This window comes from Campylobacteraceae bacterium (genome assembly GCA_013215945.1).
Lineage (GTDB): Bacteria > Campylobacterota > Campylobacteria > Campylobacterales > Arcobacteraceae > NORP36.
This window is the reverse complement of record JABSOM010000010.1, coordinates 54782-80221: the sequence shown is the minus strand read 5'-3', so window position 1 is coordinate 80221 and position 25440 is coordinate 54782. Positions and strand designations below refer to the sequence as shown.

The following is a 25440-nucleotide window of genomic DNA, read 5'->3' as shown; positions in this document are numbered from 1 at the left end:
TCTTTCAAAGACTAGGTGACTACTCTTAAGAAAACGTTAAAATATCCAAATAACATGGAACCCTTATTGTTCAAGATAAATTAAATCAGGATTGGCATAAAGTTTATCTTCTTCATCCACTTTATTATGTAAATACCAATCAGAATACTCTTCTCCCCCACTATTTACCCAGGCATTATAATACTTATATACATTAGATATATTCTTTCTTTCAAGAGGATAAGCAAAAGACCTTGGAATTAAAAGAGCCCATGGTTTATCCGATGAGGTTTTATACGTAATGTTTAGATTTAAATTAGACGCATCATGCATGGTATTAAACAGATGGGTAGGTGCTAAAGAAGTTGGCATATAATTTGGCAAATGCACTTCATTGTATGCTAACACGCCATTATTGACAATCAAAAACGGGTTATAAGGTGGGCTAATTAAATCAACTGAATTTATAAATATAATAGAGCCTGTAATATTGGGACTGGATACTTGTACTCTGTTTAAACAGACATTGATAAATCTATTATAGGGGTCATTACAGCCAAATTTATCACCTATAGCAAAATCATAATAACTGTCTGTTTTTTTAAACTCTTTTACTGCATCGGTAAAAAAAGTAATAATAGTATTCTCTTCATCAGCTATAAGATTCGTTTCTAATTTAATACCGTCTATAAAAAACTCTGAGCTTTCAATATTATTCATAGGACTGTTTATTTGTATGGCAAAACCATTTTTATATGCTGCGCCATTGGTTTTTAGTCTGCTATCAAATTGTATTTCTTTTATTTTATTCAGACTGTCTTTAATCTCCACTATTTGTATTTCGATGCTAAGGTCATTCATATCATAATCACCTTCTTTAGGCCACATATCTTCGTACATAATAGTTGCTTTGTCATTTTGATTTGGATAATAAGTGGTATAGGCTCGTTCTGGGTCATTAATAAACTCATCAAATGCATCACTTACTCCATCATTGTCACTATCTGCTTCTACAGGAGCTACAGAGAAACTACCATTTTCTTCTACGAGTGCATTCATTGGATTTGTTGCAAATGAAAATAAAACATCGTTAAAGTCATGATCACAACTAGCATGTGTTCTTAAAATATCTTCAAAGCCCATAAGCAAAATATTTCCAGCTCCGACATTGCTCCATAATAAGGCAACATGTTTATGATTGGGTACTTCCAGTATTGAATCGGGATCATATTCTAAATTTAAATCAGATTTTGTAGAAAATATCCAGTCGGTATCTCTGATTCCTGTACCTGTCCAGCCATTTGATACGATAAAAAATATGAATTTTGTATTTGCTTCAAACTCACCTAAAGAGACGGTAAGCCCATAATACATTTGACCCCCACTATCAACAAAAGAGGTATTGGGAAAAATAATCTTTCCATGTTCTTTTAGTTCATCAACCGAGCTTGGAGCAGTTCTTCCTGTATCTCCATCATAAGTATAATATCCCAGCGTATTTTTATAGCCCGCACCTTCTGAGTAGAATGTTACAAAAGCATCTGCTTTTTGGTCAAGTGCTATTTCAGGTTCATTTGCTGGAAAATACTCAGGATGGTCAATATTTGCTTGAGAACTTTCTGGCAAAGCATACAAAAAAGTATTTAGAATATTTTCATCAATAGAAAAGGGGGCAGTGGTAATATTTTCATCTTTAATCCCTGCTCCTTGCCCAGAATATTTTGTATACGTATCAAATTGATAATTCCACGTAGGATCATCTTGTGAGGGAATAAAATCTCTACTTTCTAAGATTGTTATTATTAAAACAAGATATAAAATTAGTTTTTTCATGATTTATCCTTAATTCTCTATGTTTAAATTAATATTATTGTTGCTAATGGATACTTCTAACCTTAGCCTATAATAGGGAATAACAATCCAAACACTTTGTATATGATTGCCTAAAGTATAGGTGAGATTTAACTCTCCTTTTTCATCAAAAACGGTAGCCACAATTCTGTTTTCAAGTCTTTCTGTATTGCCTACGGGAGTCTTATAAACAGTGTTCTTTTCATAAATAACAATTTCTTTATTATATAAAAGCTCTTTTGTTGTAATATTTATTCTTACATCCCTTTGGTTATTATAAGAAAAGCCTTTTTCTTCTTGTTCTTTAATATTGTTACTTTCAAGATTAACAATAACATCTCTTATGCTAGGTTTTATGATTTCATCTCTTTCTTCTTCTTGAATAATTTCTTGCTCTTGAACACGTTCTTCTTGAGTAATATCTTTTGGAAGAGGCTGCTGTTTTTGTACAACTTTTTCTTGAATAAATTCTTGTATGTCAACGCTAAGTACTTCTTTTTCTTCTTCAGTCTTAGCAGGAGTTTTTTGCATTTTTTTAGAAAGTACTTCTTCTAAAAGACTGTTTTTGACTTCTGTTTTTTCTTCAAAAATATCATTTATTTCATCGTTTATATTTAAGGTGAGGTCAAACTTTGATCTTAGTGTTTTTTTATAATGTTTTAAAGCTTTTTCTTTTGAAACAAGCTTTTTGTTGATAACTTGAATTAGAGCAAGAATATCATTGTCATTAATACTTGCATTGCTAAAGTCCAAAAAATGGTATTTAAGTTTGTCTCTTAAGTCTTGAGTTATTTCAATACTGTTGTAGGGATTGTTATCATTATCTATTGTTTGTAAAAACTGTATTAACCTTACAAGTCTTTGATCTTGTGTATTCTCTCTCATAAGACCAAATAAATCCGCAGGCAGGACATTTTTATCTTCGTTGATATCTGTACTGTTTATTTTCCCTAATAAAATACCGCCTACTGTAAATACTATTTCACAGGAGTTGTTATAGGTAAACTCTCCATTAAAGGCAGTAATACCCTTAATATCATCACAGGTATATTCTACTCCCGAAATAGCTGAATCAATGAAATATGCAGTTTTCTTATTTGTAAGATTACTGTTATTTGAAGAACCACAACTGCTTATAAATAAGGAAATAAAGATAAAGAGAATTATTTTAAACATCTTATCCTCCTTTTTTAATATTACAGAAGTATAAAACTCTCAAATGCATAAAGATTGCAATTTAGGTATAAGGATTTAATTTCTTGATTATTGCAGGTCTAACAATCACTTGAAAAGGGGCATGGCATTTAATGAAAAGTGGTAGTGGCGCTTATGTAATGCTTTAATTCTTTTTATCCTTGTAAAATGATTTTTGACGCATTTTTAAGTATATTTTATCTATCATAATATAAGAGTAATGAATAATATAAAAGGGTGATTTTATGATTATAGATAATAACTTCCCATATATTGATGAGTATGTTGAACTCATACCAGACTTAGTATTTATTAAGAATATTAAGGGAGAATATACACATTTTAATAAAATATTTTTAGATTTTATTAAAAAAAACAGAACAGATGTTTTAAATAAAACAGATTTTGAATTATTTGATACTCTTAATGCAGAAAAATTTAATAAAATAGATCAAGATATTATTACAGAGGGAAAAATAAGAAGATACGAAGAATCATTTTTGAAAGAAAATGGTGAGTATTCCTTTTTTAATACATCAAAAGAGACTATTTATAATAATAAAAATGAAAAACTGGGGCTCTTTTGTATAGCAAGAAATATCACAGAAAAAAAACAATATGAAATAATTTATGAAGACAATGAAAAACTTCTTTCTTCCCTTGCAATTGAGCGTAAGTTAGAAACAATTCTTCTTAGTATTATATTTTTAGCTGAAAAAAGAAGTCCCAAAATACTTTGTTCTATTCTTTTATTAGATGAAGAAAAAAAACATCTAAGTAAAGGTTTTGCACCCAGTTTGCCTGCTTTTTATAATGAAGCGATTGAAGGGGTTGAAATTGGAGAAAAAATAGGTTCTTGTGGCGCAGCTGCTTATAAAAAAGAGCGTGTTATTGTAGAAGATATTAACAGCCACGAAAACTGGGCAGCATTTTTGGAATTAACCCAAAAAGCGAATCTTCATGCTTGTTGGTCTGAGCCAATTTTATCTTCTAATAAAGAAATATTAGGAACCTTTGCTATTTATAATAACAGCCCCAAAGCACCTAGTTCCTTTGAACTGAAATTGATTTCTTCTTATGCCAACCTAGCCTCCATTGCAATTGAAAAAGAGCTTACGTATAGAGCATTAGAGAAAACAAACAAACAATTAGGCGAGAGTGAAATACTGCTTAAGAATATTCTTGCAACTATTCCAGACATGTTGTGGTTAAAAGATAAAGAAGGTGTATATCTGGCTTGTAATCCTGAATTTGAGCTCTTTTTTGGTAAAAAAGAGAATCAAATTATTGGAAAAACAGATTATGATTTTGTAAAAAAAGAGCTTGCAGATTCTTTTAGATTCCATGATAAAAGAGCAATGAATTCACAAGAAGCATTAATTAATGAAGAGTGGATTACTTATTTCAAAAGCAATAAAACAGTTCTTTTAGAAACTACAAAAAAAGCATTATTTAACGATAAAGGAGAAGTTGCTGGTGTTTTAGGCATTGGTCATGATATTACGAATAGAAAAGAACAAGATGATATTATCCTTCAACAATCAAAAATGGCTTCTATGGGAGAAATGATTGGTAATATAGCACATCAATGGAGACAGCCTTTATCAATAGTCTCAACCTGCGCAACGGGTTTAATGCTTAGACAAGAAACAGATATGTTAAGCAAAGAAATTATTGTAGAGTATTGTAATATTATTAATAATAATGCACAATACTTATCTAAAACGATTGATGACTTTCGAAACTTTAGTTCTTCACGAAGAGAAAAGAGTAATTTTAACTTTTCAGAAAATATAAAAACATTTTTAAATTTAATTTCTTCTTTAAATATTGAACATAAAATTGAAATAATAACTAACTTAGATGATTCAATTATGTATTATGGTTCAGCAAATGAACTTATTCAATGTTATATGAATCTTTTCTCCAATGCAAAGGATGCTTTTTCTTCTTGTAAAAATCAAAAATACCTTTTTATTACAACATATTTAGAAGATAATAGGATACATATAACGTTTAAAGACAATGGCAAAGGTTTTCAAGAGAGTATTATAAAAAGAGTTTTTGAACCTTATTTTACAACCAAACATCAGCTTCAAGGAACGGGTATAGGATTAAGTATGACCTATAATTTAATAGTTGAAGGAATGATGGGTTCTATTAGGGCAAGTAATGAAGAGTATAAATATAAAGAAAAAACATTAAGCGGGGCTCAAATACATATCTCCATCCCTTTGTAAGTCTCAAGCAGTTCCTACATTACCCTATACTTAAGTAACTAAGTCTTCTTTCCTCACTAATGACATGCCACGTGTTCTGCTTTTAATATCTTACTTGAATTTGTCAAGAATATGTCAATGACTATAACCTTTTTAACTTTACAAAAGTATTTTATAATGAAAGTATCAAAAGGAGCTATCATGGAATTTTTAAGAAACTTGATAATAATAGACGCAGTGTTATTTATAGGTTTAGGCTTTTTATCTCATAGTTTAGCTTAAACTAAGATAGCAGTGCTTAGTTTCATATTGTTACTTGACTACTAATAATCTGGAGCTAAGTAGTGTTTATCCCTAATTAAAACTAAAGATGTTTATTTAAAGGATATAGAAAATATATTGTAGCTATCTTTATGCGTATATTCTAAATCAAAACTATGTAATTCTAAAATTTTACTAACAATATTTAAGCCTAAACCATGGCCTTGTTGCTGGTTTTCTTCTCTTGTAAAAGGTTGGAGATAGTATATTAAATCATTTAAAAGTTCATTTGAAATATTTTTGACATAAATAGTATTCTCATAACTCTCTATTATAATAGGAAAATCTTTCGCATATTTTATGGCATTGTCAAGCAAGTTTTTTAGTGCAAGGCTGAGGTAATAAAAATCTGCTTCAATATTAAAATCATTTTTGATGTTTACTTTTATTTTGCTTTCATCTTCAATTAAAAGCTTGGATAAAGACTTAAGAATCAAAGAACTTGCTTTAAAATTACTTCTTTTTAAAACAGCAAAGTTTAGTTTCTCTCTTTCTAAGAGTTTTGAAGTAAGCATTTCAATATCATAGAAAATGGTATTTATATCCTTAAATGTCTGTTTATCTTCTGTATTCTTAATTTTCGCAAGCATAAACTTTGCTTTGGCTATTGGGGTTTTTAGCTCATGACTTATGTTTCTTAATAGCTCTTCTCTTGAATGAATAATATCTGCTTGTTTTTCTAAATAAGAATTAAGATTTTTGGTGATTTCATAAAGTTCATTGTTTTCTCCAATATCTACTTTGATCGTTTTTTCTCCATTTTTAAAAAGTTGCAATACACCTTGATTGAGTCTGTATAATTTCTCTTTTATCTCGCTTATGATTTTTGAAGAAATAACAAAAGAAAGTAAAAACAAGATAACAAAAACAACGAGTAATTCAAGTTTTATAGTATCAAGAAAGGCATCTCTTAAATCTTGTGTTTGTGTTAGTTTATTTTTTAGATAGTTTATTTCTAGCGCGAGTACTTTTTGTGTATTTATATATATGTTTTCAAACTTTTTGTTAAAAACGTTAAAGTCACTGTTTTTCTTAAGTACTAATGTATATAAATCATCTTTTATCATTATTTGCATTTCTTCAAAATACGTAAAAATCAAAAGCAAATTCTTTTTTTCTTCTTGTGATTCTGAATTATTTATAATTGTAGTTTTTAAAGAGTTTAGGTTTTTAAAAAGCGCGTTGGCTTTTTTAATTCTTAGTTTTACTATTTGTATTTTGTCAAAATCAGTTATCACATCAAGCACTATCCACGAATAAGAGTTGTTAAACTCACTTAACTTTTTTACTCTTATTAGTTGGTCATAACGATGATTTTGTTGGGAGTTGATGCTGTTTAGTTTATAAATAGTATAGAAAAAAACGCCAATAATAAAAGCAACAATTATTAATATTAAAGCAAAAGAGATAAAGAGTTGTTTTCTAATTGTCATAAAAAAACTTATACCCAATACCCCAAATAGATTTTATATACTTAGGTTTTTTTGAATTGTCATCAATCTTATATCTAATATTACTTATATGCATATCTACTGTTCTGTTTTTAGTATCGTGTTTAAGGGAGCTTTGGTTTACTATATCTTCTCTTGAGAAGATTTTATTTAGATTATTGATAAATAATAAAAAGATTTCTTTTTCAATTTTGGTAAACTCAATTTCAAGCGTATTTAAAAAAACTCTTGAGCTGCTTATATCAATACTTAAATCATGTATTTTAAGAGATGCTGATTTATTGTATCTTTTTAAGGTGGCTTCAATTCTAAGTACTAATTCTCTTGGTTCATAGGGTTTTGAGAGATAATCATCGGTTCCTAACTCATAACCATAGATTTTATTTCCTATATCATCTCTTGCTGTTGAGATGATGATGGGAATGTCTTTTATTTGTTTTAATTTTTTAAACAAATCAAAACCATCCATATTAGGAAGTCCTAAATCCAGTATTGCAATAGTAAAATCATCTGGATTGTCTCTAAATGTTTGTAATGCTTCTACTGGATTTGAGAACGCACTGCATAAATAACTGTATTCTTCCAGATATTCACTTATTAACTTTTGTAAAACTAAGTCATCTTCAACGAGCAGTACTTTTTTCATATTTCACTTTTCATTTATTATACCCTCTTTGCAATATACTTTAACCAAAGAAAACCAAATAATCCAGCAAATAAAGAAGCACAAAGTATTCCGACTTTTGCTTGTAAGATTAGCTCAGGAGTGTTTATAAAAGCTAAATCTGCCACAAAAATAGACATTGTAAAACCAATACCACCTAAAAAAGACACCCCAAATATTTGACTCATAGTGCTTCCTTTTGGTAGTTGTGCAATTTTTAGTTTTATAGCAAGCCAAGATAAACCAAATATTCCAAGTACTTTTCCTCCTATTAGCCCTGCAATAATTCCAAGAGATACGGGTTCTAAAACGGTAGTAGCAAGAGAGGAAAAATCAATGGCTATCCCCGCATTTGCTAAAGCAAAAAGAGGAATAATAATAAGTGCAACTGGCAGATGAAGGCCATGTTCAAGTCTTGCTGCTGGAGTTCCTATTGCATCTATTTTATCTTTTATATTGATAATCAGCGCTTTTTGATTTTCATGCATGGCGTGATTTTCTTCATTCGGATATTTTTCATACTCTTTTATAAGTTTTATTGTATCTTCTGGAAATGACGCGGGAGCTCTTTTGGGTTTAGAAGGAATAGTAAGAGCTGCTAAAACCCCAGCAATCGTGGCATGAACCCCAGATTCCAGCATGAAAAACCACATAAGTAATCCCACAATAAAATAAGGCAAAATGGCATGAATTCCGAATCTGTTTAAGCTTATCATGACTAAAAACATAAGCGCAGCCAATCCTAAAGCTAACATATTTATAGTATCTGTATAAAAAAGTGCGATGACTAAAACAGCTCCTAAATCATCAACAATTGCAAGTGCTACTAAAAAAGTCACCAGTGCAGTAGGGACTCTTTTACCTAAAAGAACAAGTGCACTAATGGCAAAAGCAATGTCTGTAGCCATTGGTATTCCCCAGCCATTTGCACCTGCTCCATCATAATTAAAATATAAATAAATCATAGCAGGAAATACCATTCCCCCAATAGCTGCAATAATAGGTAAGATTGCAACTTTTAAATTTGACAATTCTCCTGCTGTTATTTCTCTTTTTATTTCAAGCCCAATGATAAAGAAAAATACAGCCATAAGACCATCGTTAATCCAGTGATGAAGGCTATGAGACAAAGCCCAAGAACCAACTTTAAAATCAATATTAATATGAAAAAAATCCAAATATGTCTGCGAAAAGGGGGAGTTTGCCAGAATAAGAGCCAAAACTGTCATTACTGCTAGTACAAGACCCGTTGTCGTTTGTGCATGTATAAAATGTTCAAAGGGTGTTGCAATTCTTTGAAATGCTTTTTCCCATGGTGCAAATATTTTCATAATACTCCTGTAAATAATTTATTTTATGAATTGTGATTTTAATCTTTTTTTGCAAAGTTGAAAAGTACATATATCTTGACACTTTGTTGACAATTGAAACTTTTTTAGCAGAATAACTTTATTTATTGCTGTTTAAAAATGTTATAATTTCAAAAAAAATCATAATATTTAAGGAATAAAATGTACGAAATGATAGATGCCGTAATAGCAATAATTGCAGGTATATACCTTTATTTGGTGGCTGTAGGTAAAATACAAAGTAAGATTGAAGCAAATATGTTAATTAAACTTTCAAATTTTATGAAAATATTATCAATGCTTCTTCTTGCTTATGGAATAATTAGCTTAGTTATGTTCTATAAATAAAAAGAAGTTTTGTTCAATAATGAGCAGAGGTAAAATTTACTTATAAGATAGGAATGTAAATTTTTATATGTTTGTTACAAAATTGTTCAAAGGGAGGAATTTTGTGGTTCATTATAAAGTTATATTTTTTTAACCATGAATAAATCAAATAATTATAACTTTGAATTAATTCTTCAAAACTACCTTGATGAACAGCTACAATATAAAAACCTTCTTGCAGTTGTTGCTGTAAAGAAGCTGTTTTTTTATCGTTTTTTACAGCAATACAAGCGTCATATCTTATATTCTTTTCACTGGTGATTGAAGGGTCATCATGGCTTATTCCAAATAATTCATACTCCAATATATTTTTTGATTTTAAATCGCTTTGTAAGAGTATAGAGTGCCAAAGAGAATTCTTTTCATAAGGAGTGCCACTTTTAGTGTACAGGCCTGTATGACGCTTAAATATACAGGTTCTTCCTTTAAAATATATTTTTTTAATACTGTTAATATTTGAGTCATTGTATAAAGATACTTTATTTTTATATTTAGAAGGAAGTTTTCCAAAGTATTTATTAAATGCTTTAGAAAAAGTTTCAGGAGTATAAAAACCACTGTCAAGTGCAATATCAATAATACTCTTGTTTTGTATTTGTAAAGAAAAGGCTGCATTTTCCAGCCTAATTCGTCGTATATAAGATTTAAGAGACTCTCCTATGACTTTTTTGAAAATTCTGTGAAAGTGATATAAGGAGTAACCTGCTTCTTTTGCTATATCACTTAAGTCAATGTTTTCTTCTATATTATTTTGAATGTAAATAATTGCTTTAAAAGTAGACTCACAATACGTATCAAATCTTTTTTTATTCATTTTATTCCAAGTGTTGAACTATATCGATAGAAATATTATTTGGATCTAACATTCCAAAATGAATTTGCCCCCATTCTTCTTCTTTAAGATCAAATTCTATATCAATACTCTTATTTTTCATTAAATTATACTCTTTTTTAGCATCCTTAACTTGAAAACTTAATATCAAACCTTTGGCGTTTAATTCATTTTTAAACATAGCTCCTTGAGAGGGATGATTTGGCTGCATAAAAGCCAATTCCATTCCACTACTCTCATGTTTAAGGTGTACGTACCAATCTAAGTTGGCAACAATCTCAAAGTTGAACATTGATGTATAAAATTGCACTGATTCTTTTACTTTTTTTGTTGTAATAACATTAAATATTGTTTCTAATTCCATAATAAGCCTTTTTCTTTAAGTATATAAAGTTTCAATTTTTTAATCTTGACATTTTGTGCTATTTTTATTTTAAACTAAAGGCCAATAGCTTGTTAATTGCCATAAAAAGAGAATAATTAAAGGGAACAGTGGTTACCTTAAAAAAACTTGAAATTCTAAAACTATAGTGTTTCATTTATTTAAATTAATAATAAAGGCTGGAAACTGTCACTTCTTTTTTTTAATATAATATATTTATCTTGTTATTTATTGTTATTAAAAAAAAAGACAGAGAATAAAACATGAAGAATACCTCTAAATTATAGGCATTCTATTGAAAAATAGTAAAAAAAGATAAAAGAAGGAGAAAAAGTTTATTTAAAATAAAAGGAGGAGTAATCATTCTATAGTTGTTTATTTGTAACCATTTTGTAATTAATATATATTATGCTTTAATATGGTGAAGACTTTACGGAGACTTTTTAATTTTAGTAAAGCCTTGAACTTAAGACAGAGAATATAACTAATTTACCTATCTTTAGAATAAAAGATATTTTAATTTAGATTAACCCTACAGGAGTGATGATGAAGAAAATATTAAAAATGTTATTACCAGCAATAGCTGTAATTGGAATGAGTGCAAGTGCAGGTACTTTTGAAAAAGTAAAAAAAGAAGGTGTTGTACATTGTGGTATGTCAACTGGTTTTGCTGGTTTCGCTGAAATGGGAGATGACAAAGTTTGGAAAGGTTTTGATATTGACCTTTGTAGAGCAGTTGCAGCAGCAGTATTAGGAGATGCAGATAAATTAACGAATCATCCTTTAACTTCTAAAGAAAGATTCATTGCACTTCAAAGTGGTGAAATTGATATGTTAGCAAGATCAACAACATGGACATTTACTAGAGATGCATCTCTTGGTCTTAACTTTGCTGGAGTCAATTATTATGATGGGCAAGGATTTTTAGTAGCTAAATCACTTGGTGTAAATGATGTAAAAGAATTAGATGGTGCAACTTTTTGTATGCAAACTGGTAATACAACAGAGTTAAACATTGCTGATTATTTTATGGAACATAATATGAAATATAAGTCTGTTTTATACGATACAGATGCACAAGTTATTGCTGGTTTTAAAGCAGGACGTTGTGATGTTATTACAACAGATCAATCAGGATTATATTCTAAATTAACAGTACTTGATAAAAGTAAATTTAAAGTTTTACCAAATATTATCTCAAAAGAACCATTAGGTCCAGTTGTAAGACAGGGTGATGATCGTTGGTTTAATATTGTTAAATGGTCATTAAATGTAATGATTACAGCAGAAGAACTTGGTATTACTTCTAAAAATGCGGCTTCTTTAGCTAAAACTTCTAAAAACCCAGAAATTCAAAGAATTTTAGGTGTTAACAGTAACCTTGGAAAAATGTTAGGTTTAGATCCTAAATGGGCTTATAATATAATTACACAAGTTGGTAACTACGGTGAGTCATTTGAGAAACATTTAGGTGTAAATACACCACTTGGAATCAAAAGAGGCGTAAATGCTTTATGGAACGACGGTGGGATTCTTTATTCTCCTCCCTTTAGATAAAAATTTAAATTCAAGAGCTTTGCTCTTGAGTTTCATATCTTTTGGAAAATTCAAAAATCAAATAAATAAATATTTGACTTTTTAATTTCTCAAGATATTACTCTTTAAAATAAATTTAAAAGGTCATTCTTGTCATTTTTTTATAATAAAACAGTTAGAGCTATATTTTTTCAATTTGTTATTGTTACTCTTTTAGTTATAGGTTTGTGGTTTATGTTCACCAATTTATTTATTAATATTGAAGCAAGAGGTATCAAAACAGGATTTGATTTTTTAAATGAGAGAGCAGGTTTTGAAATTTCAGAATCTCCCATTCCTTTTGATTCTAACTCCACCTTTTTTGATTCTTTTTTAGTGGGTATTTCTAATACTCTTTATGTTTCAATAGTTGGGATTATATTTTCTACAATCATAGGCGTAATAATAGGTATTGCACGATTATCAAAAATCTTTTTGGTCTCTAAATTTGCTTGGGCATATGTAGAGATTTTTAGAAATATACCCTTATTATTACAAATATTATTTTGGTACAATGTTGTTTTAGCCTCCCTTCCTAGTCCAAAAAAGAGTATTGAACTTGGGGGAGACATGATATTAAACAATCGTGGCTTTAGTGTACCAAGACCCATAATGGAAGATGGTTTTTCTTTGGTTATTTTCGCTTTTTTTGCTGCTATTGTTATGGTTATTTATTTAACAAGAAGAGTAAAGAAAAAATTTGAAGAAACAGGTAAAGATACTTTTCTTTTACCTTGGAATATCCTTATTCTAGTATCTGTTCCTTTTCTTGTGTATTTATTAGCAGGAAGTCCCTTGAGTTTTGATACTCCTGTATTACAAGGTTTTAATTATGAAGGCGGAATGACTTACAGTCCTGAATTTTTAGCTTTGGCATTTTCTTTATCTATTTATACGGCTACATTTACAGCAGAAGCCGTAAGAAGTGGGATAGAAGCCGTTGATAATGGTCAAAAAGAAGCAGCTATTGATTTAGGTCTTAGTAAATATGAAGCCTTAAAATATGTAATTTTACCTCAAGCAATTAGAATCGCTTTACCTCCCATTATTAGCCAATTTTTGAATGTTGTAAAAAACTCATCCTTAGCAACCGCTATTGGTTACCCCGAACTTGTAACCATTTTTTCTGGAACAGCATTAAATCAAACTGGACAAGCAATAGAAATTATTATGATGACTATGAGTGTATATCTAGTCATTAGTTTGATTATATCTCTTGTATTAAATTACGTAAATAAAAAGATGGAAATAAAGGGTAGATAATGGCAATATTTAAATTAGAAGAAATAAAAGAAGCTCCTACCTCTGTAAAAGGTCCCTTAAGATGGATTTTAAATAATCTTGTTTCCTCGCCACTTGAAGTGTTTTTTTCACTTTTAATATTGGCATTTTTATATATAAGTGTTCCTCCTTTTGTTACGTGGGCACTAATTGATGCTAATTTTATAGGAACAACAAAAGCATCCTGTACAGGAGATGGAGCCTGTTGGGTTTTTATCATACATAAAATGGATTTTTTCATTTATGGTTTTTATCCTGAGAGTGAAATATATAGAATTAACTTGATGTTTGCTTTATCTATTGTATTTATTGCTTTATTTAAATACACAGGAAAAGATTATAAAACAAAGATTGCTGTTTTTTCTTTATTTCCTATAATCTCATATTTTTTATTAACAGGTGGGTCTTTTGGTTTAGTTGAAGTACCTACAGATAAATGGGGTGGCTTGACGCTTACTTTAGTTATCTCTTCAATAGGAATAGTATTCTCTATGCCAATAGGAGTCCTCTTGGCTCTTGGAAGACAAAGTAATCTTCCTATAATAAAAAGTTTAAGTGTGGTTTATATTGAGTTTATTAGAGGTGTGCCTCTTATTACTATTTTATTTATGGGTTCCGTTTTATTGCCAATGTTTTTTCCTGAAGGTATGACCTTCGATAAATTATTACGGGTTTTAATTGTTGTTACTTTATTTCAATCTGCTTATATAGCAGAAGTAATTAGAGGTGGTTTACAAGCAATACCAAATGGGCAATACGAAGCAGCTGATTCTGAAGGACTAGGTTATTGGCAAAAAACCTTAGTAATTATATTACCACAAGCAATTAAAGTTTCAATACCCAATTTAATTGGAAATGCCATTGGTTTATTTAAAGATACAACACTGGTATTAATAATAGGTTTATTTGATTTACTTACTATGGTTGGTTTAACATCTGCTGATTCACATTGGACTGGTTTTGTTACAGAAGGTTATGTATTTGTAACAATAATATTTTTGATATTTTGTTCGGGTTTATCAAAATATTCTAAAGTTTTAGAAAACCGATTAAATACTGGAAGATAGATAAAAAAAGAGTACATAATTAGCTTACTTTAAGTTATAAAAGGAGAGAATATTAGATGAATAATATTATTGAGATGAAAAATTTACATAAATGGTACGATGATTTTCATGTACTAAAAAATATTAATTTAAATGTTAAAGAGGGTGAAATAGTAGTGATCTGTGGACCCAGTGGTTCAGGGAAGTCTACGTTAATAAGGTGTATAAATTATCTTGAACAATTTCAAAAAGGTACTGTCGTAGTGGATGGTATTGAACTAAAAGATGATGTGAAAAAAATAAAAGAATTAAGAAAAAATGTTACGATGGTTTTCCAACATTTTAATTTATTCCCACATCTTACTATTTTAGAAAACTTAACACTTGCACCAACGCATGTAAAAGGTGTTTCAAAAACAGAAGCTACTAAAACGGCAATGAAATATTTAAAGAGAGTAAATATAGAAGAACAAGCGCATAAATATCCAAATCAACTAAGTGGGGGTCAACAACAAAGAGTTGCAATTGCTAGAGGACTTTGTAAAAATCCTGCGATTATGCTTTTTGATGAACCAACATCTGCACTTGATCCTGAAATGATTAATGAAGTATTGGATGTGATGATAGAATTAGCCAAAGAGAAAAAAACAATGGTTTGTGTAACTCATGAAATGGGTTTTGCAAAAAAAGTTGCTGATCGAGTTATTTTTATGGACGGGGGACAAATCATTGAAGAAAATACTCCAAAAGAGTTTTTTGAGAACCCCCAAAGTGAAAGACTAAGACAGTTTTTAGAACAGATTATTACAGATTAAAAAAAAGAGAAATTATGAAAATTCTTCCAAAAGTGGTAGAGCAAGATGTTCTTGTAAATTACCAAGTAAACCTTCAAAATGTGGATCAGATTGAGTCTATAGAAATATCATCTAAGAATGATTTTTTTTATAAAGAAGAGATAGCTTTTGAGAGAGAAACAAATCATATTTTCTTTTCCTATAAAATGCCTCTTTTAGGCGAATTTTTAGTAAAAATTCATTATAAATACAAAGACAGCCAATCCCTTCCTCTTTATTGTCTTGATAAAGATATGATGCAAAGAAGACCCTTAAAAGGTGATTTACATATGCATTCTACTTATTCTGATGGAAGAACAAGTCCTTTTGCAATGGTTTTGGCTTCCCTTGATGCAGGCATGGATTTTTTGAGTATTACTGATCATGATGGATATGAGGGCTGTTTGAATGCACTTGAGAAAGTAGAAGAACACAATGTTGACATTCTACTAATAAAAGGTGAAGAAGTAAGTACTGGTGGTAGAAAAGATATGTCAATTGCTCAAGGAAATGGGCATATGTTAGCAATTAATGCAAATACATCTATAGAGAACCAAAGAAAAGATGTGGATAAGTATGAAAAAGAACTTGAAGAAATTGTTGAAGATTTGAAAACACAAGATTTAGAAAAAGACCTGAATTTGACGCATTATGCAAAAAATATTTGGGTTATAAATAAAATAAAAGATGCCAAGGGCCTTGCCATCTTATCTCATCCAAACTGGGTGTATAGAACAGGCAAGTTGCATCTTCATCAAGCAGCGTATAAAGAGATGTTAAAAAGTTCAAGACTTGATGGTGTGGAAGTATTTGCGGAAGAAAAAGTAAGAGAACATAATAATTTAACATCTTTAACTACCTATCAAAATGAAAATAAATATAAATATTTAGCTCCTTTTGGAAATTCTGATGCCCATGATAGTGATCATGAACTAGGGGACAGATTTACTATTATATTTGGAAAAGAAAAAACGGTGGGAGGTATTGTTGATGCTATTGAAGAAGGACTTACTTGTGCAGTTTCTAAAGTAGATAATAAAGAACATCAATTCATGGGGAAAGATGAATTAGCAAAATATGTTTATTTTTTACTTAGAGAATATTATCCCAGTCACTACAGCTTTAAAACAAGATTATCTAAATTATATATAGATCAATTTATCAATGAAAAAAGTTTTGAGAAAAAGATTAATCGTGAAATAGAAAATCTGAGTCATTATAATAATAAATTTTTCGCAGTATAAATAAAGAAGAAGATCTAATAAAAACATAGGTCTTTTTCTTAATATAAATTTTATTTTTTTCTTAAAATTCTATTCGTTTTAACGCAGCATCAATGGCATCAAATTCATTAACAACATTCATTATACTTTCTTGCTCATTGTACTTAAAATGAGGCATAAATATTTTGATATCTTTACTTGCTCTTGTAATAGAAACATAAGCCAAACGATATTTTTCTTCATCACTCATATATCTGTTATCAGATAAAGAAAACAAATCAATGTAAGCTATATCGTGGGTACTTCCTTGCAATTTATGTATAGTAGAAGAGTGTACGTATTGAACATCAGCAAACATATCTCTTACAGCATAGAACGTAACCCATAATTCTTTTTTCTGTGGGTGTGAAGCTCTCTTAGCTGCACTTACAATGGCTTTTAATTTATCATTAAAGGTTTTAAGAGAAGAAGGTTCTATTACTCTAAATACTTGTTGCTCCAAAGCCCCAATATTTTGGCACTCCCAATAATAAATTCCCAAACTGTCATGGTATTTCTGCTGGGCCCTTTGAAGTTCTACTACTTGACCATTGTGATATAAAGAAATATCATTTACACTGTAGGCTTCTCTAAAGCGTAAAGTATCCCCTTGTAAATAAGTAGGGGGATTAATAACACCATGTTGTTCCCAAAATTTTCTTCTTATAAGATTGTTAAATGAATCTACATCTTTATTTTTATACGTAGCTATTATCTTATCTTCTTTATACCAACGTTCATTTTTATGAAAATCATCAGTAAAGTCTTTAAAATTGTTAAAAAATGCCAATTCTTTATGGTAATTTTCCATAAAAAATTCTTGCAGAGGAATAAAGTTTTTTTGCATTATTCTTTCTCTTAGTTTTGTAGCAATCTTTATAATATAACTGTCTTTGGCTTGTCTAACAACTTCATCCAAAGAAAAACGATTTTTTAATGAATATATTTTATTTTCACTGTTATCTACTGGTAACAACTGATAAGGATCACCTATGAAAAAAACAAAATTAATGCGTTCTTCTTCTATGGCTTCTTTTATATAAGAAAAGAGTTCAGCCCCTATCATAGAACTTTCATCTACGATCAAGATAGAAGCACTTTCATGGGCTTTTTTTGTTTTATCTATTTTGAAGGTCTCAATTCCTTTATCAAAATCACGAAAAGGTTTGATTCCTAAAAAAGAGTGAATGGTTTTACAAGAGGCTTGTATTTTATTGGCTCGTAACATAGAAGATATTACAGCTACTGCTTTATGAGTAGGTGCAGTAATGGTGAAAGAAAAATCTTTGTCTTTTTTATCTCTTAAATATTTAGCAATTTGTGTTGTAAGGTAGGTTTTACCCGTACCTGCTGCTCCTGTTAAAGATAACATATAATCATCAAGATTGTTTGATTTTAAAATAGATTTCACTTTTGAATCTATTAAGGACGTAACATTATTAAAAACTTCTCTTTGATGAGGTGTTAGTTCGTTTGTAGGTGTTTTAATATTTACATTGTTATTGCTTTTAATTATATCGGTCATTTTTGCTCATTATTAATAATTATGCTTGAAGTTAGTATCGTAGGAAAATTCTTTTTATTTCAAGCTTTGATTTATCTTTGTATCTTGACACAAAGTTTCTAAAACTTTCACTTGCTTTTTGCTTTTTTATTAAAATATGAGATTAAGAGAAAGATTTTATATTCTTATTTGATAGTTATTTTTATAAATAGGTAGTATTGCCTATATATTTAGAATAAAATATTAATAAATTGTATGTTTCCGAAGTATTGCATATAATTGCGATTTTTTGCTCTTTCCTTAATTATTTTAAACAGTTAGAATTACCTTAGAAAAAACGAAGAGAAACTTCAACTAAGGAAAAAAGATGAAAACAAAGTTATTTTTAGGAATACAAGTTATTACAGGCTTATTATTAGTATTATTTGGTTTAAATGGATTTTTACAATTTCTGGCTATGCCTCCTGCTAATGAAGCACTAGCAGCATTTGGAACAGCGGTATACAAAACAGGGTATATATTCCCTATAATGGCGTTCTTAGAGCTTATAGCAGGCCTTGCGTTTATATTTAATAAGTACAGCGCGTTAATGGCAGTATTGCTTATGCCTGTTATGTTAAATGCTTTTTTAGCACATGTTTTTTTAGATATGAATGGAATAGAACCCTCAGCACTTATTGTTTTTGCATTAATTTTAATTATGATTAAAAATAAAACAGCCTATGCTTTAATCTTCAAAGCGTAAAAATAGTATAAAAAAGCCTTAAGTATAAAATTTCTATACTTAGCTTTAATATTTTTTGTTACAATAATAACAAGTAGGATATAAACAGTATGATTAAATATCAAGAGAAAACTCAGAACACTTGTTTTTATGAACTAAGACGTAAAGGCTCTCTGCCCTTACTAAATATGAATCAAAGTATCAATGTATATAAGAATCTTTATGAAAAGAAGCCCCTTTTAGGAATGGATATTAAGAATATTGATTTTAAAGCAGATGGTTTCGCTATTTTACAAAATAAGGGAAAAGAAAATATATCTATTCCCCTTTGTTGCTCTCACTACATTCTTATTCTCAATCTTAAAGGTAAATCTTTACGGCATATTAATCAATACAGTTATGAAACAAATGCACACTCTTTACAGTTATTAGTACCTGGGATTATTTATTCTTTTGAAGATCTTAGTGAAAGTTGTGAATCTTTAATGGTATTTTTTGAATATGAATTTTTATCTTCTTTGAATACTGAGTTATTAGAGTTCTTTTCAAGAAAATTTGAAGTAAATCAATTAGATCAAGAACACTTTATTCAAATATTAAGACTTTTTAAACTTTTAAATCAAGAATATAAAAATAAAAAACTTGATTACCAAGAGTATTCAAAAACACTATTAATTCAAATATTATATCTCTTAAAACGAGAGAAAAGTGCTCCTTTCTTAGAAAAAGTAAAAACAAGATCACAGCAAATTTTAAAACACTTTTTAGCATTAATTGAAGAAAATTTTCAAACAAAAAAATCGGTACAAGAATATGCAGATATCTTAGGGCTTACTCCTAAACACTTAAGTGAGACCATCAAAGAAAGTACAAATGAGAGCGCACTGTTTTTAATACATAAAAGAATTATAAAAGAAATACAATATCAATTATGTTACACGACTTTAAGCATCAAAGAAATTTCTTCTTCTTTATACTTCTCAAATAGTTCTGATTTTGGAAGGTTTTTTAAACGCTATAAACTTATTAGCCCAAAATCCTATCGACTTAAATTTCAAGTTTAATAAAACAAGTTTTTAGCTCAAAGCTCTTTTTTTAACATATCCATATACTGAATAATATTTTCCACTTTGGCATGGAAATCATTGAATCTTACGATTCCTGTTTTATCTATTATTACTGTCCATGGAGTTCCTCCACTTTTGTAACGTAACATGAATTTTGATCGTTTGCCATTTATTCCACTGTGACCTACGGGCATGCTAAGTTTATATCTTTTAATTATTTCTTCTGCTGCTTGTATGGTATTGCTTGAATAGCCTTCAAAAACAGTTTGAATAGCTACAAAAGCTACTTCTTTATCTCCTTCATAGTGTTTTGATAATTTTGAAGAGTAGAAAAACCATGAGAATGGCATCCTGGACACCATGCTTGAAATCCATAGACATAAAGTACTTTCCCTTTGAAGTCTTTGATATCAAGAGAAGCTTTATTATTGTTTTGAAGCCATGTATCTACGCCAAAACTAGGCGCTTTTTGCCCCAGTATACCACTAGCAAACATATTAAAAGTAAAGATACACATACATAAAAATAATTTCATTTTTTCTCCTACATTTTTCCTAAAGTTTAGTTTACTTTTGTGTAGTTTTTGTTAAGAAACATAAGCTCTAAGAGATATTTTCCTATTAAATACATGATATTGAACTTGATTTTTTGTAATAAGAGTAAATATTAAAGCTAGGAGTTTAAAGATACAACTTACTAAACGTATATAATTTAGCAAGTGTATATTAAGAAATATAGTAGTGTTATTTTTCTTTTACTTCAAAACCACCACCTAAAGCAAGATGAAGTTGTATTCTATTAAATACCCTTTTGCTTGATATATCTATAAGTGAGATTTGTGACGAGATTAAATTTTTAGTAACTTGCGAAACTTCTAAATATTCAACTTGACCTACTTCGTAAGATATTTTAGTAAGTTTTAGTACTTTTTTATTGTCTAAAAGAATATCTTTCATATAGTTTTCTTGTTCTAAAAGTTTTACTTCAAGAGACAAAAATGTTTCAACTTCTTTGAATGCAAGCAAGACTTTTTGCGCATAGTTTTCAATGGATTGTTTTTGTGCTGCTGTAGCATTATCTACTTCTGCTTCAATAGCCCCTCCTTGATAAAGTGGTGCAAAAATCCCCGCAACTAAATTACTTGCGGCATTGCTTAAATTATTTAAAGAAGCCCCAATTGAAAACGTAAATTTAGGCAAGTGCAATAATTCAGACTCTCTTTGTTTATAAAATGCAGCGGCAACTCTTTGCTCAGCAGCAACTAAATCAGGACGTCTTTCTAATACTCCTGAGGGTATTCCAACAGGTATTGAAGTACTTAAACTTATTAACTTATTAGTACCTTGAATTAAAGCAGAGGGATATCTTCCTAAAAGAAGCTCTAAACTTCTTTGTGCATCTTCATAAGAAACAGTGGCTTTTGAATAAGCATTTTTAGCAGAAGTTAAATTTGATTTCGCCAAATAAATGCTTTTTTTAGTAACCTGTCCTATTTCATATTTGACATTCATAATTTTTAATTCTTTTTCAAATAACATAACAATGTTTTTCGCATATTGTCTTTGCAGTTTACTGGTAGTAGTCATAAGCCAAGCTTTTGCAGTTGAAGCAACAAGCGATTGTCTTGCAAATTCATAGTCTGATTGTGTTGCTAATGCATTTTCTTTAGCTGAAGTCCGAGACAGTTCTAATCTGCCCCAAATATCTGCTTCCCAACCAACACTTATTCCTCCACCATAAACTTCACCCAAAGCATCACTATTTCTATCATTATATTGGCCACTTAATCCAACAGTAGGTTTAAGTGCAGCACCTGCTTTTTTTACTAAAGCATCTGCTCTAGCAACTTGTATTTTTAAGGATTTAATTTCTCTATTATTTTTTAATGCTTCTTTTACAAGTGCTTCTAATATCGGGTCATTAAAGGATTTAATCCAATTGGTATCGACTTTTCCTTGATCTTTTACTTTTGACCAGACTTTTGGCTGATTAAAGTTTTCTTTTTTTGTAGTTTTTTCAAGAACTTGATCATGTGTCAAAATATTCTTACTACATCCTGTTATAAATAATAAAATTAAAATTAAAACTAAGTTTTTCATAATTATACCTTTCTAATGAAGCCGAATGTAGTTTTTCCAACTCATCATTCGTATAAGTATTTTTCTTACTATTGAAATGTGATGGAAATCTTCACTGTAAACTGCAATAGTTGCAGCACTTCCCATAGGTAGATAAAAACTTGACATATCATCTGTAATTTCAATAACAACAGGTATAAGTCCTTCTTGTACTCTTGGATTAACACTGACCATAGTAGCTGATGGAGAAAGTTGTCCTTCTGCAATAGCTCCCATAACTTGAATTACTTTTGCTTTAAAAACTCTTCCTGGAATTCCTGGAAAGAAGATTTCTGCATCATTACCTACTTTGACATTTTGCATGGGTTGTTGCGTAAATCCTCCAATAAAACTTAATTTATTTTTGTGTATAAACGTCATTACTGGTGCAAGAGGAAGAGGCACAGCCATCATTCCAGGTAATAATCTTAAATGTGTAACAAAACCGTCGCTTGGAGCTTTAATTATTGTACTTTCTAATTCAAACTGCGCATTAGTAAGTTGGGCTTGAAGTGAAGAAACATTTTTTTGATATTGCTCTACATCAAAAGCACTACCTGCAGATACTTTTTCAAGCTTTTTTGACTGTGCAAGTCTTTTTTTCGCAAAGTTTAACTCAGATGTTACTTGGTCCACTTTTGCTTGAAACGGCACGGGGTCAATTTTGAATAATATATCCCCTTTTTTAAGAGCAACATTTGGCCTAACATTGACTTCAATTACTTTACCTTTTACATTCGGAACAATAGGCGTTGTAACAAAATAACTTCTAGCAGTTATTGAGCTTGGGTGATAATATGAAACAATGGATAACATGGTTCCTAGAATAATTACAGCACCTAGTACGACCGTAGTTAAGGACCAGGTATTAATAGATATATTAAATATTCTAAAGATAACCCAACATATTGAGAAATAAGTTATAAGTATAAGTAAATCCATAATTTAATCCTCTTTCTTTTCAAGTTTTTCTTCAAGAGCAGTTATTCTATTTTTTAAATTATTCATTTCTTCTTCTACTTTATCTTGTTTTTTTTGGCCATCTTTAGAAGAATTTCCCATGTCCCAACCTATATCTGGTTTGTACAGTGCTGCCCAAATCCATAAAAAAGGCCAAATGATATGAAGTAAAAATAGGCTTACCCAACATGCTGTATGTATTGCTTCTGTATGTGGATGGTTTCTTTTTTTTGCCATTTGATAAGGAATATCATGTATAAACATACCTCCATAAATTATGGTAAGTGCCACAAATATCAATGTTCCCAATGCAATATAATCCAATAATCTGTCTTCCATTTAACTTCCTTATATCGATTGTTTTGTTTTAAATGTTAAAGAATTATAAACAATTAAAGTGTCTACATAGTGTCTTTAATGTTAAAAAATTAAGAAGTTATGTATTAGTATCTCTACATACCTTCTTTATTTTTGAGAATTTTATAAATTAGAGTGTTTGTTGTCTAATAATTCTTGTAATTTTATTTTATAATGTTTAACCCATTTGTCTAATGATGGAGTTACATCTGATAACTTAATCTTTTGATCGCTTTTAATACCTTCTTTAATATCTGTATCAACTACCATAGCTAAGACTTCTTTTGTTTTTGTATCTGTTACTTTTAATGCAATACCAATAACTAAGTTTTTATCTTCAAATCCTGCGCCTCTTTTAAGAGCTGTAAGCGCCAAACCAACAGGAATATATTGATAAAATTTTAAATCTTTAAATTCTTTTCCTAAAGAGGTAACAGAGACTTCAATCGTAAGCGTACCTTGTTTTGAATTTTTACTTACAACTGAATTTAACTCAGATAAAAGAGATTTTCTAAAATAAACAGAAATCGAATTTAATAAAGCTTCATCTAGAGAAGCATCTTTTTTATCACTTTTAATAATAGGAATAGCAGGTATTTCAATGTTATTATAGTTTTTAAAATTCACCCCTTTTTTTAAATAATAATGCGCACCATCTTTAAAAGGAGATGCTTTAAGCATGGACGTATCGCTAATTATTGTACTTGTAGTAGGCTGATTAGCACACGCTATAAACAAGAAACTAATTGCAACAGTAAAGAGTGAGGTAGATAGAAGTTTTTTCATTAAGAATCCTTTTGTTATTCAATTGTAGCTTTATAGTCTTTATGTCTTCTAAAAATAATTATATAATAATAAAATATATTGCTATAATAATGTATAGGAATATATCCATGAAAATGCATCAACATAAAATAGCCTGTAAAGAATGCGGCCTTATTTTAAATAAACCCAAAGCAGATTACACGCATCAGTTTATTTGCCCCAGATGCAAAGCTTGCGTTTATAAATTTGGACAAGATTATGAAACTATTATTCTAATGACACTTACTTCTTTAATATTATTTTTCCCTTCTATTACTTTACCTCTTATAACACTAAAAATTTTCGATTTAGAACAAACAACAACATTAATTGAAACCGTCTTTATTTTCTTTGACAATGGTTATATTGGGGTATCCATTTTTATTACTTTAATCGGAATAGTTATCCCTTTTATAATGTTGCTTTTAATTTTATTTATTTTAATACCTTTAAAAAATGGCTCGTCCCATAAAAAAGTTTCTGGATTCTTTAAATTGTATGAATATCTTTTGGAATGGCAAATGGCTGAAGTGTATTTGATTAGTATTTTTGTTTCTATTATTAAATTAAATAAAATGGCCACTCTCCACGTAGAAACAGGCTTGTACTTTTTTTGTGCTTTTTTGGTTTTTATGTTTATAACAATTAACTTTTTTAACCCCTATGATATATGGAATAAAAATGAAGTATGATACAGATAAAAATCTCTTATTAGTGGTATGTACCCATTGTGGGAGTATATTTAATAAGAAGTATACTCTATGTACACACTGTAATTCCGCAATGACTCAGAGAAAAAAACATGCCTTTATTAAAACGCTCTGTTTTACATTAATCTCAATTATATTTTTCATACCAGCAAATGTTTTGCCTATGATGCATGTAAATACTTTGGGAACTGTTGATTCAAGTACTATTTTTGATGGTATATTGTATTTTATTGACAGCAAATCATATGGTATTGCTGCGGTTATTTTTATAGCCAGTATTATGGTTCCTATTTTTAAATTGATGGTTTTATTTGCTTTATTGTTTGTTGTGTATTTTAAAAAAACACAGTTCGCAAGAACAGCAATTAAATATTTCAGAATAATCCACTTTATTGGGAAATGGTCCATGATTGATATCTTCGTTGTTGCTTTAATGATTGTTATCGTACAATTTGGGCATTTGACAAGTATAAGTGCGGGTGCAGCAGCCCCTGCCTTTACTGTCGTAGTGATTATGACAATATTAGCAACACAAAGTTTTGATACAAGATTATTATGGGATGAGGATTAA

At 29.6% G+C, this 25440-nt stretch carries 25 protein-coding genes; 11 read left to right on the top strand and 14 right to left on the bottom strand.

Annotated features, from left to right (window positions below):
• Window positions 1-63: 63 nt before the first annotated feature.
• Window positions 64-1812 carry an LruC domain-containing protein gene (locus tag HRT41_11360; protein NQY24618.1) on the bottom strand — a complete coding sequence of 583 codons (1749 nt, stop codon included), beginning with the start codon at window positions 1810-1812 and terminating at the stop codon, window positions 64-66.
• A gap of 9 nt (window positions 1813-1821) precedes the next feature.
• Window positions 1822-3006 carry a hypothetical protein gene (locus HRT41_11355; protein NQY24617.1) on the bottom strand — a complete coding sequence of 395 codons (1185 nt, stop codon included), beginning with the start codon at window positions 3004-3006 and terminating at the stop codon, window positions 1822-1824.
• A gap of 263 nt (window positions 3007-3269) precedes the next feature.
• Between HRT41_11355 and HRT41_11350 the strand changes: the two genes are divergently transcribed.
• Window positions 3270-5264, top strand: a complete 1995-nt coding sequence (locus tag HRT41_11350; protein NQY24616.1) for a PAS domain-containing protein — start codon at window positions 3270-3272, stop codon at window positions 5262-5264.
• A gap of 353 nt (window positions 5265-5617) precedes the next feature.
• Here the strand turns inward: HRT41_11350 and HRT41_11345 are convergent, their stop codons facing one another.
• The 3 genes from HRT41_11345 to nhaA are packed head-to-tail and all read right to left on the bottom strand — an operon-like array spanning window position 5618 to window position 9010.
• Window positions 5618-6997, bottom strand: a complete 1380-nt coding sequence (locus HRT41_11345; protein NQY24615.1) for a HAMP domain-containing histidine kinase — start codon at window positions 6995-6997, stop codon at window positions 5618-5620.
• Window positions 6987-7661: a response regulator transcription factor gene (locus HRT41_11340; protein ID NQY24614.1), complete on the bottom strand. Its 675-nt coding sequence runs from the start codon at window positions 7659-7661 to the stop codon at window positions 6987-6989. The genes HRT41_11345 and HRT41_11340 overlap by 11 nt, the downstream gene beginning before the upstream one ends.
• A 17-nt stretch (window positions 7662-7678) precedes the next feature.
• Window positions 7679-9010, bottom strand: coding sequence for a Na+/H+ antiporter NhaA (gene nhaA, locus HRT41_11335; protein ID NQY24613.1), 1332 nt, complete (start codon window positions 9008-9010; stop codon window positions 7679-7681).
• A gap of 180 nt (window positions 9011-9190) precedes the next feature.
• Here nhaA and HRT41_11330 point away from each other — a divergent pair, with 180 nt between their 5' ends.
• A complete protein-coding gene (locus tag HRT41_11330) occupies window positions 9191-9376 on the top strand; it encodes a hypothetical protein (protein ID NQY24612.1) in 186 nt (61 codons plus the stop codon).
• Between the two features lie 40 nt (window positions 9377-9416).
• On the opposite strand, the gene HRT41_11325 is transcribed toward HRT41_11330, so the two are convergent.
• Complete coding sequence (locus HRT41_11325) at window positions 9417-10229, bottom strand: helix-turn-helix domain-containing protein (GenBank protein ID NQY24611.1); 813 nt, start codon at window positions 10227-10229, stop codon at window positions 9417-9419.
• A 1-nt stretch (window position 10230) separates the two neighbouring features.
• Window positions 10231-10611 (bottom strand): VOC family protein, encoded by a 381-nt coding sequence (locus HRT41_11320; protein NQY24610.1) that lies wholly within the window; start codon window positions 10609-10611, stop codon window positions 10231-10233.
• Between the two features lie 564 nt (window positions 10612-11175).
• Here HRT41_11320 and HRT41_11315 point away from each other — a divergent pair.
• The 5 genes from HRT41_11315 to HRT41_11295 all read left to right on the top strand — a co-directional run bounded on the left by HRT41_11315 (window position 11176) and on the right by HRT41_11295 (window position 16608).
• Window positions 11176-12186 (top strand): amino acid ABC transporter substrate-binding protein, encoded by a 1011-nt coding sequence (locus HRT41_11315; protein ID NQY24609.1) that lies wholly within the window; start codon window positions 11176-11178, stop codon window positions 12184-12186.
• A 213-nt stretch (window positions 12187-12399) separates the two neighbouring features.
• On the top strand, window positions 12400-13467 hold the full coding sequence (locus HRT41_11310) for an ABC transporter permease subunit (GenBank protein NQY24608.1): 1068 nt from the start codon (window positions 12400-12402) through the stop codon (window positions 13465-13467).
• The gene (locus HRT41_11305; GenBank protein ID NQY24607.1) at window positions 13467-14552 is read left to right on the top strand and encodes an amino acid ABC transporter permease; all 1086 of its coding nucleotides are present in this window, start codon (window positions 13467-13469) and stop codon (window positions 14550-14552) included. Before HRT41_11310 ends, HRT41_11305 begins: the two co-directional genes overlap by 1 nt.
• A 65-nt stretch (window positions 14553-14617) precedes the next feature.
• On the top strand, window positions 14618-15346 hold the full coding sequence (locus HRT41_11300; protein ID NQY24606.1) for an amino acid ABC transporter ATP-binding protein: 729 nt from the start codon (window positions 14618-14620) through the stop codon (window positions 15344-15346).
• Between the two features lie 14 nt (window positions 15347-15360).
• Window positions 15361-16608 (top strand): PHP domain-containing protein, encoded by a 1248-nt coding sequence (locus HRT41_11295; GenBank protein NQY24605.1) that lies wholly within the window; start codon window positions 15361-15363, stop codon window positions 16606-16608.
• 61 nt (window positions 16609-16669) lie between these two features.
• Here HRT41_11295 and HRT41_11290 read toward each other — a convergent pair whose 3' ends face one another.
• Window positions 16670-18151 carry an AAA family ATPase gene (locus tag HRT41_11290; GenBank protein NQY24604.1) on the bottom strand — a complete coding sequence of 494 codons (1482 nt, stop codon included), beginning with the start codon at window positions 18149-18151 and terminating at the stop codon, window positions 16670-16672.
• A 346-nt stretch (window positions 18152-18497) separates the two neighbouring features.
• Between HRT41_11290 and HRT41_11285 the strand changes: the two genes are divergently transcribed.
• Together HRT41_11285 and HRT41_11280 are read left to right on the top strand one after the other, a co-directional pair.
• Entirely contained in the window at window positions 18498-18875 is a 378-nt protein-coding gene (locus tag HRT41_11285) for a hypothetical protein (GenBank protein NQY24603.1), read from the top strand.
• Between the two features lie 89 nt (window positions 18876-18964).
• Entirely contained in the window at window positions 18965-19918 is a 954-nt protein-coding gene (locus HRT41_11280; protein ID NQY24602.1) for a helix-turn-helix domain-containing protein, read from the top strand.
• A gap of 17 nt (window positions 19919-19935) precedes the next feature.
• On the opposite strand, the gene HRT41_11275 is transcribed toward HRT41_11280, so the two are convergent.
• From HRT41_11275 to HRT41_11250, 6 genes are all read right to left on the bottom strand, one after another.
• Entirely contained in the window at window positions 19936-20271 is a 336-nt protein-coding gene (locus HRT41_11275; GenBank protein NQY24601.1) for a hypothetical protein, read from the bottom strand.
• Window positions 20205-20456 (bottom strand): redoxin family protein, encoded by a 252-nt coding sequence (locus HRT41_11270; protein NQY24600.1) that lies wholly within the window; start codon window positions 20454-20456, stop codon window positions 20205-20207. Before HRT41_11270 ends, HRT41_11275 begins: the two co-directional genes overlap by 67 nt.
• Window positions 20457-20664: 208 nt before the next feature.
• Window positions 20665-22020 (bottom strand): TolC family protein, encoded by a 1356-nt coding sequence (locus HRT41_11265; GenBank protein NQY24599.1) that lies wholly within the window; start codon window positions 22018-22020, stop codon window positions 20665-20667.
• Window positions 22021-22032: 12 nt separating this feature from the next.
• Window positions 22033-22980, bottom strand: a complete 948-nt coding sequence (locus HRT41_11260) for an HlyD family secretion protein (protein NQY24598.1) — start codon at window positions 22978-22980, stop codon at window positions 22033-22035.
• Window positions 22981-22983: 3 nt separating this feature from the next.
• Window positions 22984-23337, bottom strand: coding sequence for a DUF3302 domain-containing protein (locus HRT41_11255; GenBank protein ID NQY24597.1), 354 nt, complete (start codon window positions 23335-23337; stop codon window positions 22984-22986).
• 141 nt (window positions 23338-23478) lie between these two features.
• Window positions 23479-24141: a DUF3313 family protein gene (locus tag HRT41_11250; GenBank protein NQY24596.1), complete on the bottom strand. Its 663-nt coding sequence runs from the start codon at window positions 24139-24141 to the stop codon at window positions 23479-23481.
• Between the two features lie 107 nt (window positions 24142-24248).
• Between HRT41_11250 and HRT41_11245 the strand changes: the two genes are divergently transcribed.
• Both HRT41_11245 and HRT41_11240 read left to right on the top strand, forming a co-directional pair.
• Window positions 24249-24851 (top strand): paraquat-inducible protein A, encoded by a 603-nt coding sequence (locus tag HRT41_11245; GenBank protein NQY24595.1) that lies wholly within the window; start codon window positions 24249-24251, stop codon window positions 24849-24851.
• Window positions 24841-25440, top strand: a complete 600-nt coding sequence (locus tag HRT41_11240; protein ID NQY24594.1) for a paraquat-inducible protein A — start codon at window positions 24841-24843, stop codon at window positions 25438-25440. Before HRT41_11245 ends, HRT41_11240 begins: the two co-directional genes overlap by 11 nt.